We start from the raw sequence: 13,094 nt of genomic DNA on the forward strand, positions 1-13,094 counted from the left end.
CTATGCCCCGGATCCCTGACCGATCGACGGCCCCGGACCCCGACGGTCCGGGGCCGTTTCACGTCGGGGGAGGGCGCGGCTCGAGGAACCCGCGCGGGCGCCATCCGTTGATCCTGCAGGAAGACAGAACGACTGGAGGACGACATGGCAGACCGCGTGAAATCCAAGGACGGCGTCAAGGAAACCGACGCCTACCTGTCCGACGTCGACACTCCCCCGCATCAGGGCGCGGATGGCGGCGAGACTTCCCGCAAGGTCGGGAGTCGCGACGAGGAGAAGAGCGCCGAGGGCAATGACGGCGCGACCCGGGTCAAGGGCTCGGACAAGCGGGGCGAGGGCGTCGATGGCCCCAACGCCACCCAGTCGCGGAGCTGATCCGATGACCCGCATCCGCAACGACGACTGGGTCGTGATCGCCGATGGCGAGAAAGCCCTCTTCTTGCGAAACCTGACCGACGGCGAGGATCCGAACCTCGAGGTGGTGCGCGAGGAAAGTCAGGAGAACCCGCCCGACCGCGAGCAGAGCGCGAACCGGCCCGGCCGCGTCGGGCAAAGCGCCAATCCCGGAAAATCGGCCTATGACGACACCGACTGGCACGAGCTCGCGAAGGACCGCTTTGCCGCGCATCTAGCAGAGATGCTCTACGAGCGGGCGCACAAGGGGCAGTTCGACCGGATCGTGATCTGCGCCGCGCCCAATGTCCTCGGCACGCTGCGCGACCACCTGCACAAGGAAGTGCAGTCGAAGGTGGTGGCCGAGGTCCCCAAGACGCTCACCAACCACCCGATCCCCGAGATCGAGAAGATCCTGAAGTCGGACCTTGCCGGCGCCTGATCGCCAGGCCGGCGAGGGGTATCGGACGGCCCCCGGGAAGCCCCGGGGGCCGTTCGCGTTTCCGACCTTTTGACCGCCCCGCAAAGCCTTGCTAGGCTGGCGCACCGGGCTTGGGGAAGACCGGCCGACGGGACGTCCGAGGAGTACGGAGACAGTGGCAGCCTTGAGCCTTACGCGGGTCGCGCTCGGTGCGGGGAGCGCGGTCGCGCTCGTGCTGCTGGGTCTCAACCTGCTGCCTCCGACCGACGAACGCCCGGAGCCCGCGTCTGCCGACGCCACCGGAACGGGCGCGAGCGTGGACGACGGCCCCGGCGCGGTCGCGTCCGGACCCGCCGACCCCGGCGAGGAGCCGGCGGAGCCCGCGCCTGTCGCTGCTCTCGCCCCCGGAACCGGAACCGGAACCGAAACGGGGGACGGGGCTGAAGGGGCCACGGACGGAACGGCGGAGCCGCTGGCTGGGGCCGAGGCGGCGGTCGCCCTGACCGGACCCGCATCGGCGGCACCGGATGCCGCCGATTCCGCCACCGCCCCGGCATCGGCTGCGACGCCGCCGGCCTTCGGCGATCTCCGGGTGGAACCGGACGGGTTCGCCGTTCTGACCGGCACGGCCGCGCCCGGATCGACGCTCGCGGTCCTGCTCGACGGGATGGAACATGCGCGGATCGTGGTGGACGAGACCGGAAGCTTCGCCGATTTCCTCGACCTGCCCGCTTCGGACGGGGTCCGACGGCTGACATTGCTCGCCGATCCCGACGGTGCGGCGATCCCGTCGGAGGGCAGCATGCTCATCGGTTCGACCGGCGCGCCCGCCCCCGTGGCGCTGGCCGGGGATCTCGGCGCGGCCCCGTCCCCGGCCCCGGACGAGGTCGCATCGGGGGTCGAGGAGGCCGACATGGCCAACGCGGACGCGCCGGCCGCCGTGGGCACGCCGACAGGGCCCTCGGACGACGTCCTCGCCGCCGTCGCCGATCCCGCCCCCGGCGCGGAGGCCCGCGCGCCGGCAACCCCGTCACCGGACGGGCAGACGGCCCCGGAGGCCGCGGTAGCGCAGACGGATGGGGGGGCGGACCTGCCGGTCCCGGCCGGCGAGGCGCCCGGGTTGGCGGGCCGTCAGGGAACGCAACCGGGCGCCGTCGCGCAGGCTCCGTCCGGGACCGATGCGGCCGGGCAGGTGACGGCCGACGCGGTCGGGGAGATCACGACCGACGCGGCCGACCCGTCTGCCGGGCAGGAGGGGCCGGATGACGGCGGCGATGCGGCGCCCATGGTGGCCGAGGTCGACACTCCTGCTGCCGACGAGGCGGAGGGCGCGGCCCCCGAGGCGGTGGACGCCCCAGGCCCGGTTGCGCAGGCCGACCCCGCCGACGCTGCTGGCGCGCCACCCGCCGGGCCGGATGCCGCCTCCGGCGCCGGGTCCGTGACGGCCGGGACCGCGCCGGGCGCCGCTCCGGGCGCCGCTCCGGGCACCGAGCAGGCCGGAACGCCCGCCCCTGCCGAGGGTGCGCCGGCGCGTACCGGCGCCGCCGAGGCGCCGCAGACACTCGCCTCCGCAGGTCCGGCACCGGAGGCGATCGTGGCGGAGGCGCCGGTCGGTCCCTCCACGCCGCGGTACGGGTCAGGCCCGGGGCCTGCGGCGCAGGTCCAGACCGGGGCGACAGACCCCGCCCCGAGCGGTGCAACCCCCGACATCGCGGCGCCCGGCACGGCGCCGGGGGAAGGGATCGCCGCGGCCGGGGATCCGCCGGAGGCGCCCGGCCTGCCCGCCGCGACGCCGCAGGCCCCGCCCGCCGACGGCGCCGGGATCGCGGGGGCCGCGCCCGGCCAGGCCGAGCCGCCCGACCTCGCGGCTGCCCCCGGCGCGCCCGCCGCCCCCGCCGGGCCCGGCGCCCCGGCGACGGGCGACGACCCGGCCCCCGCCCCGGCCGTCGCCCAGGTCCCCGGCCGCCCCGAGGCGCCCGAGGCCGAGGCCGGCCCGGGGCAGGCGCCGATCCTGATGACCGACGGCGCCGGCGTGCGGTTGATCCGGCCGGCCCTCTCGGCCTCGGCCGATGCCGACGTGCTGCGGACCGTCGCGCTCGACACGATCACATACGACGCCTCGGGCGAGGTGGTCGTCGAGGGACGCGCGCGGGGGGCGGGCGAGGTGCGGCTCTACCTCGACAACCGGGTGATCGGCGCCGTCCCGATCGGCCCGGACGGGACCTGGGCCACACGGCTCGACCCGGCCGTGGCGCCCGGCGTCTACACGCTGCGCGTCGACCAGGTGGACCCGGACGGCGCGGTCGTCAGCCGGATAGAGAGCCCGTTCCTGCGCGAGCGGCGCGACACGATCGCGGCGGCGCTCGACGTGGCCGAGCGCGGCGTGTCGGTGCGGACGATCCAGCCGGGCAACACGCTCTGGGGCATCGCGGAAGAGCGTTACGGCGACGGGTTCCTCTACGTGGCCGTGTTCGAGGCGAACCGCGACCGCATCCGCGACCCCAACCTGATCTATCCCGGACAGGTCTTCCGCATCCCCGAACCACCCGCGCAATAGGACGGCCCGAAGAGCGACCTCGTCGCCCCCCCGCGCCCGGGCGGGCGTCAGGCGCCTCCGGCGGGGCGGGCGCCTCTGGCAATGCCGGCGCGCGGGGCCTACCTTGCGCCGATGCGACGCCTGCCCAAGACCGATGCCAACCTTTCCGGCCAGCCCGTCGACGGGCGGCGGATCGTGCGGGCGGTGCTGCCCTATGTCTGGCCGAAGGGCGAGACGGGGACGAAGGTCCGGGTCGTCGCCGCCCTCGCGCTGCTGATCGGGTCCAAGCTGATCGCGGTGGCGACGCCCATCCTCTACAAGTTCGCGGTCGATCACCTGTCGGGCGAGTTCGCGGGCCCCGGCTACATGGTCGCCTTCGGCGCCATCGGCCTCGTCGTGGCCTACGGCGTGGCGCGCGCCGCCAATGTCGGCTTCCAGCAGCTGCGAAACGCGGTCTTCGCCCCCGTGGGCCAGCAGGCGCTGCGGCGGCTCGCGGCCGAGACCTTCGCCCATATCCACCGGATGAGTCTGCGCTACCACCTGTCGCGCAAGACCGGCGCCCTGTCCCGCGTGATCGAGCGCGGGGTCAAGGGGGTGAGCTTCCTGCTCAACTTCCTCGTCCTGTCGATCGGGCCGCTGGTGCTGGAACTGCTGCTCGTCCTCGGCATCTTCGCCTGGTTCTTCGACGGCTGGTACCTGATCGCGGTGGCGCTGACCGTCGCGGCCTATGTCGGCTTCACCTTCAAGGTGACCGAATGGCGGGTGAGGATCCGCAAGCGCATGAACGAGGAGGACCAGGACGCCAACCAGAAGGCGATCGATTCGCTCCTGAACTTCGAGACGGTGAAGTATTTCGGCGCCGAGGCGCGCGAGGCCGACCGCTACGACCGCGCCATGCGGTCCTACCAGGGCTATGCCATCACGACCGAATACTCGCTCGCCTTCCTCAATTTCGGTCAGACCTTCCTCATCACCTCCGGCCTCGTCGCGGTGATGGCGATGGCGGCGGCCGGGGTGCAGGCGGGCACGCTGACGGTCGGCGATTTCGTCATGGTCAACGCCTACATGATCCAGATCACCATGCCGCTCGGCTTCCTCGGCACGATCTACCGCGAGATCCGGCAGGCCCTCATCGACATGGGCGAGATGTTCGACCTGCTGGACCAGCGCCCGGAGGTCGAGGACCGGCCCGGCGCCGGGGCGCTGCGGGTGACGGGCGGGCGCGTGACCTTCGAGGACGTGCGCTTCGGCTACGAGCCCGACCGCGAGATCCTGCACGGCATCTCCCTCGACGTGCCGCCCGGGCGGACGCTGGCCATCGTCGGCTCCACCGGGTCGGGCAAGTCGACCGTGGGCCGGCTGCTCTTCCGGTTCTACGACGTGACCGGCGGCGGGATCCGGATCGACGGGCAGGACATCCGCGAGGTGACCCAGGACAGCCTGCATGCCGCGCTGGGCGTCGTGCCGCAGGATACCGTGCTGTTCAACGACACGATCGGCTACAACATCGCCTATGGGCGCGAGGGGGCGAGCCAGGAGGCGATCGAGGCGGTGGCGCGGGCCGCCCGGATCCACGACTTCATCGCGGCGCTGCCGCAGGGCTACGACACGCAGGTCGGCGAGCGCGGGCTGAAGCTGTCGGGCGGCGAGAAGCAGCGCGTCGGCATCGCGCGCACGCTGCTGAAGGACCCGCCGATCCTGCTGCTCGACGAGGCGACGAGCGCGCTCGACACCGAGACGGAACGCGAGATCCAGTCCGAGCTCAAGGCGATGGGGCGGGGGCGCACCGTGATCGTGATCGCGCACCGGCTGTCGACCATCGCCGATGCCGACGAGATCGTCGTGCTGGAAGCGGGCGAGATCGTCGAGCGCGGCCCGCACGAGGCGCTGCTGGCGCGCGAGGGGCGCTATGCCCGACTCTGGCACCGCCAGCAATCCGAGGAGGAGCCCGGCCGGGTCGCGGCAGAGTGAGCTATCCCGTCACGCCGGACGGCCGGTATTTCGTGGCGAAGGGCCGGCTCTGGCGCCGGACCGATCCCGCCCTGCCGGAAGCGGACCGGCAGGCGGCGGTCAACGACCTCATGACCGCGCGGCGCGCGGTGGGGCAGGCGGACAGCCCGGAGGAGACGCAGGCGGCGCGGGCGGCCGTCGACGCCGCCAAGCGGCTGCTCGGCGAGCGCGGCCCCGTCTGGTGGACGGACGGTGCGCCGGACGAGACGCGCAAGGCGCCGTGGAATACCGGCTACGCGGCCTGGTGGGCGGCGCTGCCGGCGCACGAGAAGGAGGCCGGGACCTGATCCCGGCCGTCCGGGAAACGGGCAGTGCGCGAACGTCGGGGGGGCTGTGCGGTCCCGCGCTGGACAAGGCGGACGACGAGGCGTAGCGCCGGACCCGGATCCCCGCGATTGTCCGACAATCGACCATCCGCGGGAGAAAATCGGAAAGGCACGCCCATGCTCAGAACCGCCCTCGTCCTCGGGCTGATGTCGGCCGTCGGCCCCTTCGCGATCGACCTCTACCTGCCCGCCCTCCCCGCCATCGAGGAGGCGCTGGAGACCGACGTCGCCGCCGTGCAGCTGACGCTGACGACCTATTTCCTCGCCTTCGGCGTCAGCCAGCTCTTCTACGGCCCGGCCGCCGACCGGTTCGGGCGCAAGCCGCCGATCTATCTCGGTCTGACGATCTTCGGCATCGGGTCGGTCCTCGCCGCGCTGGCCCCGACCGTGGGCTGGCTGGCCGCCGCGCGCTTCGTGCAGGGTCTCGGCGGGGCGGCGGTGATGGTGATCCCGCGCGCGATCATCCGCGACCGCCATACCGGGGCCGAGGCGACCAAGCTGATGGCGATGGTGATGCTCGTGATCTCGGTCTCGCCGCTTCTGGCGCCGCTGACCGGGGCGGGGCTGCTGGCGCTGGGCGACTGGCGGCTGATGTTCTGGGCGCTGGCGCTCGGCGCGGTCGTCTGCATCGCCGTCGCCGCCCTTTTCCAGGAAGAGACGCTGCCCCCCGCGCATCGTCGCCGGATCGATCTGCGCTCGATGGGGCGGGGGGCGAAGGTGCTGTTCACCGACCCCGTCTTCATGGGGCTGACGCTGATCGGCGGCTTCGGCATGGCGAGCTTCTTCGTCTTCATCGCCTCGGCCAGCTTCGTCTATACCGAGAGCTTCGGCCTGACGCCGACGCAGTTCTCGCTCGCCTTCGCGGTCAATGCGATCGGCTTCTTCGGCGCGAGCCAGATCGCGGGGCCGCTCGGCGGGCGCTTCGGCATGGTGCCGGTGATGAGCCGGGCGGTCTGGGGCTTTGCCGTGTTCACGGTGGGTCTGCTGGTGCTGACCCTGATGGGGCAGGGCACGCTCTGGACCATCATGTTCATGCTCTTCTGCGCCAACTTCTGCCTCGGCCTCGTCATCCCGGCGAGCATGGTCATGGCGCTCGATCCGCATGGCGAGATCGCGGGCCTCGCCTCGTCGCTGGGCGGCACGATGCAGATGCTCGCGGGCGGACTGATGATCGTGGTGACCGGCCCGTTCTTCGACGGCTCGCCCCTGCCGATGGTCGCCGCCATCGCGGTCTGCGGCACGCTGGCCCTGGCGCTGGCACTGTTCACGCTGCCCCGGGCGGTGACTCCCCCGGCCGCCGCGACGCCGTAGGCCGGACATGCCGGATGCGCGAAGGGCCGCCGTTCCTGCCGGGACGGCGGCCCTTTCGCATGTCCGGGGGGCGCTATTCCGCCGCTTCGAGCGGGCGACGCGGCGCCTCGAAGGGGGCGGGGGGCTCGGCCTCGGTCCAGACGAGGTCGCCCAGCCGGGTGCGCCGCGCCTCGCGCGCCAGCGCCCAGTCCTGCGCCGCCCGGCTGCCCCGGCCGAAGCTGAGCCGCGCCAGCAGCCGTCCGATCCAGCGTGCATAGGTGGCGACCCAGACCCGCAGCGCCAGCATCGCGGGGGTGAAGACCAGCGTGAGCACCGTCGCCACGCCGAGGCCGAAGACGACGGCCGTCGCCAGCTGCTTCCACCAGAGCGCGGTGGGGCTGTCGATCGTGTAGCCCCCGGCGAAGAAGTCGAGCGACAGGCCGAACATCATCGGCATCAGGCCCGCCATCGTCGTGATCGTGGTCAGCAGGACGGGGCGGATCCGGTCCTCGGCCGTGCGGGTGATCGCCTCGATCCGGGGCATGTACTGCTCGTATTCCTGGTAGGTGTCGATCAGCACGATGTTGTTGTTCACCACGATCCCGGCCAGAGCCACGATCCCCGTCCCGGTCATGATGATCGAGAAGGTCTGGTCCATCACCAGCATCCCGATCAGCACGCCGGTGGTCGACAGCACCACGGCGAGCAGCACCAGCACGGCACTGTAGACCGAGTTGAACTGCGCCAGCAGGATGATGAACATCAGCCCCAGGGCCCCGATGAAGGCGGTCTGAAGGAACGCCTGGCTCTCGGCCTGGTCGGCGAAGTCGCCGGCCCATTCGTAGCTGATGCCGGCCGGCAGATCGGCGTCGGTGTCGAGCCAGTCCTCGATCAGGGCGATCCGTTCGTTCGCCGTGACCGGGGTGGAGGTCAGCGTGCCCGCCGCGATGCCGGCCCGGAGGTCCGCATCCGCCTCGGCCTCGGCGGCGGGAAGGACGCGGCTCTCTCCCGTGGCGGTATCGTCGATCCGGACGAGGTCCGGCACCACGCCGGACTGGATCTGGAAGTAGCGTTCGCCGTCGATCCGCTCGATCTCGGCGAGACGCGGCACCGGCTGGCGGGTGACGAAGTTCGACAAGGGGATCAGCCCCTCGGCCGTGCGCACCCGCAGGCTGTCGAGGGTCGAGAGGACGCGGTCCTCCTCGGGCAGGCGGACGCGGATCTCGATCTCCTCGTCCGAACTGTCGACCCGCATCGTGTCGAGCAGGATGCCCCGCGTGACCAGCTGGATCATGCCGCCCACCGTGGCCACGTCCGCGCCGAAGCGGCCGGCCGCCTCGACATCGACATCGACCTGCCAGTCGATGCCGGGCAGGGGGCGGGTATCCTCGACCTGGGTCAGGCCGGGCAGGGCGTCGAAATGGGCCCGGACGCGGGCGGTGGTGTCGAGCAGCTCCTGCCAGTTCTCGCCCTCGAGCCGCAGGTTGATCGGCTTCGCCGCGCCCGGCCCCATGGCGAGGTTCAGCGCCTCGGTCCGGATGCCGGGGATGAGGTCGAGCCGGGCCTGCATGTCGGCCAGGATCCGGTCCCCGTCGAGCGTGGCGACATCGATCCCGCGCGCGGCCGCGACCGCGGCGCGGTCCTCCCACGGGACGAGCTCGATCTGCAGCTGGCCGATCGCATCGCCGGGAGAGGTGGCGCCGGCCGTATTGGCGTTGAGGCCCCCGGACCCTGCGAAGGCGAAGACCGACTGCACCCCCGGCTGGTTCAGCGCGACGGCCTCGGCCTCGGCCACGAGGGCGTCCTTCTCCTGCAGCGAGAGGTTGCCGCGGGCCTGGACGTAGATGATCGCCTGCTCGGCCTCGGTCTCGGTGAAGAATTCAACCCCGTTGTTGTTCTGGCCGAAGGTCACGAAGGTGGCCACGACGAGGAAGCCGACCCCGGCGATGGCGACCAGCGGCATGACCGGATTGGCGACGATCAGGTGGATCGCCCAGCCGAAGGGCGAGCGGCGGTAGCCCGCCCGGACCGCCTTCGCCCGGCGCTCGATCCGGGCGGCACCGACCGTGATCGCCGTCAGCGCGGCGCCGAGCAGGAACAGCGCGATCCCGGGCAGCGACTCGCCGAGGCCCGAGGTCTGCACCGCGGGCCCGGAGAAATAGGCCGGGTTCAGTGTCAGCATCGCGCCGGACCAGGCGACGGCGATGGCGGGCAGCACCAGGAGCGCGCGGACCCACCAGGGCAGGGCGCGCTTCAGTCCGGCGGAGGCGCGCTCGAAATACCGGGCGAAGCGTCCCGTGACGCCGCCCATCACCGGCAAGTAGACCAGCGCCACGATCAGCGAGGCCGAGAGCACGAAGATCAGCGTGACCGGCAGCATGCCCATGAACTGCCCCGCGACGCCCGGCCAGAACAGCATCGGCAGGAAGGCGCAGAGCGTCGTGGCGGTCGAGCTGACGACCGGCCAGAACATCCGCTTCGCCGCCTCGGTATAGGCGGTCATCGGGCCCGACCCCTCCGAGATGCGCTTGTCGGCGTATTCGACGACGACGATGGCGCCGTCGACGAGCATTCCCACGGCAAGGATCAGGCCGAACATCACGATGTTCGAGATGGTGATGTCCATCACCGCCAGCAGCGCGAAGCAGAGCAGGAACGAGGTCGGGATCGAGAAGCCGACCAGCAGTGCCGGGCGGACCCCGAGCGCCCCCAGCACGACGATCATGACCAGCGCGATCGCGGTCAGGACCGACCCTTCCAGCTGGCTGACCATCGAGGCGACGTTGCGCGACTGGTCGTTCGAGAAGCCGACCTGCACCGCCTCGCGCAGCTCTTCGGGCCAGGCGTCGACGGCCTCCGTCACCGTCTCTCGGACGAGGGCGGCGGTGTCGATCAGGTTGAAGCCCCGCCGCTTCACCACCTGCAGCGCCACCGTGTTGACGCCGTTGTAGCGGGCGACCGTCTCGCGGTCCTCGAAGGTCAGGCGGATGGTGGAGAGATCGCCCAGGGTGACGACGCGGTCGCCCTCGGTCTTGACCGGCAGGGCGTAGACGTCCTGGGGCGTCTGGAAGCTGGCCGGCACCTTGACCGCGAAGGTGCCCTGCGCGCTCGTCACCTCGCCCGCCGCGATCAGCAGGTTGTTCTGCGTGACGACGTCGATCAGCTCGCCGGCCGTGACCCCGTAGGCCTCGAGCCGCAGGGGGTCGATCTCGACCTCCAGCATCTCGGCCCGCTGCCCGGTCAGCTGCGCCTCGAGCACGGCGTCGAGTCCCTCGATCCGGTCCTGCAGCCGCTCGGCCACCTGGATCAGCGTGCGCTCGGGCACGTCGCCGGTGAGGTTCACGACGAGGATCGGGAATTCCGAGAAGTTCAGCTCGTTCACCGACCAGGCGTCCGCGCCGTCGGGGAACTGCGCCTCGGCGCTGTTCATCGCATCGCGCACGTCGGCCATGGTCTGGGTCTTGTCCCAGCCGAACTCGAATTCCAGCGCGATCCCGGCATAGCCCTCGGCCGCGGTGGAGGTGTAGGTCTTCAGCCCGTCGAGACCCGAGAGCTCGGTCTCCATCGGCTGCACGAGCAGGGATTCCGCGTCCTCGGCCGAGATCCCGGGAAAGGGGACCGAGACGAAGAGGGCCGGGATCTCGATATCCGGCTCGCCCTCCTTCGGTAGGCTGACATAGGCGTAGCCGCCCGCCAGCAGCGAGAGCGCGATGAAGGCGAGGACCATCCGCGCCCGCGCGGCGGCCCAGTCGACGATGCCGGTCATCCCCCGGCCTCCCTGTAGGTGGGATCGACGGCGACGCCGGGCACCACGTATTCCTGGCCGACCACGATCACGTCGACCTCTTCCGGCAGGCCCGCCACCCAGACGCCCTGCGGCGTGTCGCGCAGCAGCTCCACCGCCTGGAAACCGACGAGATCGCCCTCCGCGACGGTGCGGATGCCGAGGCGGCCGTCATCGTCGAGGGTCAGTGCCGATTGCGGCAGCAGATGCGCCTCGCGCCCTTCGGCGGCGACCAGCATCTCGGCCGTCTCGCCGTCGCGGATCGAAAGGTCCGGGTTCGGGACCGTCGCCTCGAGCCGGAAGGTGCGGGTCGTCTCGTCCGAGGAGCGCGACAGGAAGGTGACCCGCCCCTCGACCGTGCGGCCGGAGGCGAGCGTCGCCCGGAGCGGAGAGCCGACATCGATCCGGCTGACGTCCATCTCGGAGACGAAGCCCACCAGCTTCACCTCGTCGAGCCGGATCACCGTGGCGCAGGCCGTGCCGGGCTGCAGCAGGGCGCCGAGTTCGGCCGTGTCGGTCTCGAGCAGGCCGCCGAACGGGGCGGTGATGGTCAGCTTGCCGATCTCCTGCTCGGCGCTCGCGACGGCGGCGCGGGCGCTCTCGATCTGGGCGCGCACCCCCTCGACCGCGGCGGTCGCCCCCTCGATCCCGGCCTCGGCCGAGGCGATGCCGCTCTCGATCCCGTCGATCGAGGCCTCGGCCGCGGTGACGCCGGCGCGGGCGCTCTCGAACGCCGCCTCGGCACCGGCGACCTGCGTGTCGGAGGTGTAGCCGCCCTCGGCCAGCCGGCGCTGGGCGTTCAGGTTGATCTCGGCCTCGGACAGGCGGGCGCGCGCCTCGGCGACGCGGGCGTCGCCCTCGCTGCGGCGGGCCCGCGCCTCGGCCAGGGCGGCCTCGGCGGCGGGGATCTGGCTCTCGGCCTCGGGGAGGCGGGCCTCGGCCTCCACGAGGCGGGCGCGCGCCTCCTGCAGCGAGGCGGCGCGGGTGCCGGGGTCGAGCTCGCACAGCGTGTCGCCCGCCTCGACGATCGCGCCCCTGCGCAGCGGCTCGGACACGACCTGACCGCTCGTCTCGGCCCGGACCTCGACCATGCGCGCGGCCTCGGTCCGGCCGCGCAGGATCACCGCGCTGTCGATCGGCTGTGCGGTCGAGGACATGGCGACGACGCGCACCGCCTCCCGCCCGGTCTCGGCCGTGCGCTCGGCGGGGGGCGCGATCTCGTCCTCCGGCAGCTCGGCGGCGGCTGCGGGCGCGCGTCCGACGAAGGACCACAAGGTTTCGCGGTCGATCACGAGAAAGTAGAGCAGCGCCGAGACGAGGATCGCGGTGAGGATCGGCAGCAGGCGCATGTCGGGTCGCTCGGGTTCCGGTGGGGGCGGGCCGGGGCGGGGACCGCGTTCCGGCCGTCGTCTGGCGCTATCTAGCGGCGGAAACGTGACCCGACTAGCGCGCTTTCGCGATTCACCCGCCCCTGCGTCAATTTGCGGATGGAGGGCGCAGCCCCCGGGGCGCCGGTGCCCGATCGGGCGGCGGTCTTGGCACGTTCCCCCGCCCGCGATAAGGAGGCCCCCGGCGCGACGGCGCGCAGACGGCACCGGGCAGGACGGCGGAACATGGCGAACCAGAACGACAGCTTCATCGACGAGGTGAGCGAGGAGGTCCGCCGCGACCGTCTGTTCGCCCTGATGAAGAGATGGGGCTGGATCCCGGCCGTGATCGTCGTTGCGCTGGTCGGCGGCACCGCCTGGCAGCAATGGAGCGCCGCGCGCGACCGGGCCGAGGCCGAGGCGCTGGGCGATGCCGTGCTGGCCGCGGTGTCCGAACCCGATGCCGAGGCGCGGATCGCCGCGCTGGAGGCCGTGCCCGCGACGGGAGAGGCCGGTGTCCTCGCGCGGATGCTGGTCGCGGCCGAGCAGCAGGTCGCCGGCGAGGCCGACGCCGCCATCGAGACGCTGGACGGGATCGTCGCCGATGCCGGCGTGCCGCGCCTCTACCGCGACCTCGCCGCGCTGAAATCCGCGATGATCGAGGGCGGCTCCCGGAGCTCGATGGAGCGGCGCGCCCTGTTGCAGGACCTGGCCGGCCCCGGCGCGCCCTTCGCGCTGCTCGCGGGCGAGCAGCTGGCCCTGATCGAGATCGCCGAGGGCGAGACCGAGGCGGCGCTGACCCGCCTGCGGGGCATCGCGGACGACGCGCTGGCGACGCAGAGCTTGCGCGAGCGGGCGCAAGGTCTGATTGTGGCGCTGGAGACCGAAGCGGATGCCGGGGATGCCGCCGGCATGCCGGACGCCGGCGAGTGAGACGGGGCCGGGCGACGGCGAAGGGGAAGGCACC

9 protein-coding genes are annotated in these 13,094 nt (G+C 72.3%); 7 read left to right on the forward strand and 2 right to left on the reverse strand.

The features are described 5' to 3' along the window. The first annotated feature begins 144 nt into the window (after window positions 1–144). The 6 genes from BUE30_RS10210 (at window position 145) to BUE30_RS10235 (ending at window position 6,997) form a co-directional block, all read left to right on the forward strand. Window positions 145–375, forward strand: coding sequence for a hypothetical protein (locus tag BUE30_RS10210; protein ID WP_073329611.1), 231 nt, complete (start codon window positions 145–147; stop codon window positions 373–375). Window positions 376–379: 4 nt separating this feature from the next. Then, the gene (locus tag BUE30_RS10215; protein WP_073329613.1) at window positions 380–835 is read left to right on the forward strand and encodes a host attachment family protein; all 456 of its coding nucleotides are present in this window, start codon (window positions 380–382) and stop codon (window positions 833–835) included. A gap of 163 nt (window positions 836–998) precedes the next feature. After that, window positions 999–3,371 (forward strand): LysM peptidoglycan-binding domain-containing protein, encoded by a 2,373-nt coding sequence (locus BUE30_RS17515; RefSeq protein ID WP_073329615.1) that lies wholly within the window; start codon window positions 999–1,001, stop codon window positions 3,369–3,371. Between the two features lie 111 nt (window positions 3,372–3,482). Next, window positions 3,483–5,321: an ABCB family ABC transporter ATP-binding protein/permease gene (locus tag BUE30_RS10225; protein WP_073330315.1), complete on the forward strand. Its 1,839-nt coding sequence runs from the start codon at window positions 3,483–3,485 to the stop codon at window positions 5,319–5,321. Further along, entirely contained in the window at window positions 5,318–5,647 is a 330-nt protein-coding gene (locus BUE30_RS10230; protein WP_073329617.1) for a hypothetical protein, read from the forward strand. Before BUE30_RS10225 ends, BUE30_RS10230 begins: the two co-directional genes overlap by 4 nt. Window positions 5,648–5,803: 156 nt before the next feature. Beyond that, window positions 5,804–6,997: a multidrug effflux MFS transporter gene (locus tag BUE30_RS10235; protein ID WP_073329619.1), complete on the forward strand. Its 1,194-nt coding sequence runs from the start codon at window positions 5,804–5,806 to the stop codon at window positions 6,995–6,997. A gap of 73 nt (window positions 6,998–7,070) precedes the next feature. On the opposite strand, the gene BUE30_RS10240 is transcribed toward BUE30_RS10235, so the two are convergent. Beyond that, the gene (locus BUE30_RS10240; protein ID WP_073329621.1) at window positions 7,071–10,742 is read right to left on the reverse strand and encodes an efflux RND transporter permease subunit; all 3,672 of its coding nucleotides are present in this window, start codon (window positions 10,740–10,742) and stop codon (window positions 7,071–7,073) included. Next, a complete protein-coding gene (locus BUE30_RS10245; protein ID WP_073329623.1) occupies window positions 10,739–12,109 on the reverse strand; it encodes an efflux RND transporter periplasmic adaptor subunit in 1,371 nt (456 codons plus the stop codon). The genes BUE30_RS10240 and BUE30_RS10245 overlap by 4 nt, the downstream gene beginning before the upstream one ends. Before the next feature lie 264 nt (window positions 12,110–12,373). On the opposite strand from BUE30_RS10245, the gene BUE30_RS10250 reads away from it, so the two are divergent. Continuing rightward, window positions 12,374–13,060 (forward strand): hypothetical protein, encoded by a 687-nt coding sequence (locus BUE30_RS10250; protein ID WP_073329625.1) that lies wholly within the window; start codon window positions 12,374–12,376, stop codon window positions 13,058–13,060. Window positions 13,061–13,094: the final 34 nt, after the last annotated feature.

This window comes from Wenxinia saemankumensis (assembly GCF_900141735.1).
GTDB classification, from domain to species: Bacteria; Pseudomonadota; Alphaproteobacteria; order Rhodobacterales; family Rhodobacteraceae; genus Wenxinia; species Wenxinia saemankumensis.

What these genes read in the sequence shown, in the direction of transcription:
- BUE30_RS10215 (WP_073329613.1), top strand. Translation starts at nt 380, where the DNA reads ATGACCCGCATCCGCAACGACGACTGGGTCGTGATCGCCGATGGCGAG.
- BUE30_RS10225 (WP_073330315.1), top strand. Translation starts at nt 3,483, where the DNA reads ATGCGACGCCTGCCCAAGACCGATGCCAACCTTTCCGGCCAGCCCGTC.
- BUE30_RS10210 (WP_073329611.1), top strand. Translation starts at nt 145, where the DNA reads ATGGCAGACCGCGTGAAATCCAAGGACGGCGTCAAGGAAACCGACGCC.
- BUE30_RS10245 (WP_073329623.1), bottom strand. Translation starts at nt 12,109, where the DNA reads ATGCGCCTGCTGCCGATCCTCACCGCGATCCTCGTCTCGGCGCTGCTC.
- BUE30_RS10235 (WP_073329619.1), top strand. Translation starts at nt 5,804, where the DNA reads ATGCTCAGAACCGCCCTCGTCCTCGGGCTGATGTCGGCCGTCGGCCCC.
- BUE30_RS10240 (WP_073329621.1), bottom strand. Translation starts at nt 10,742, where the DNA reads ATGACCGGCATCGTCGACTGGGCCGCCGCGCGGGCGCGGATGGTCCTC.
- BUE30_RS10250 (WP_073329625.1), top strand. Translation starts at nt 12,374, where the DNA reads ATGGCGAACCAGAACGACAGCTTCATCGACGAGGTGAGCGAGGAGGTC.